Source organism: Anaerotignum faecicola (assembly GCA_024460105.1).
Lineage (GTDB): Bacteria > Bacillota > Clostridia > Lachnospirales > Anaerotignaceae > JANFXS01.
Genome location: JANFXS010000659.1, coordinates 1 through 377 on the forward strand (window position 1 = coordinate 1; position 377 = coordinate 377).

General features: G+C 44.6%; 1 protein-coding gene. It reads right to left on the bottom strand.

Going from position 1 to position 377, the window contains the following annotated elements:
* Nucleotides 1–377 (bottom strand): hypothetical protein (locus tag NE664_15890; protein ID MCQ4728116.1); only part of this gene is annotated, 377 nt, incomplete at both ends.

The following is a 377-nucleotide window of genomic DNA, read 5'->3' on the forward strand; positions in this document are numbered from 1 at the left end:
GATTGTAAAGCTGTTCTCCGGTCATCGGCGGAAAGACTTCTCTAAACGCTTCTTTAACTGGCTTTATAATGCTTAAAACACCCTCGAAAGCATTCCTTACCGCTTCAATCAACGCAGTTCGTCCGCCAAGATCTTTCCAATCCTGCAACATCTTATTTCTCGCTTCGGCAGAAGCATTTACCATGTTGCCAAGGGCGTTGCTAACCTCAGTTAAAAGTTCTTTTGCCTCTTCGAAATCACCAATGATGATTTCCCAACTCTGAGTCCAACCAGACTGAACCGATTCTTTCAGGGTGTCCCATAACTGCGTGAATGTCTTTACCTTGGTGGCTGCATCCAATGCTGTCTGAGCCAGTTTTGTAATCTCTTTAGCTTGT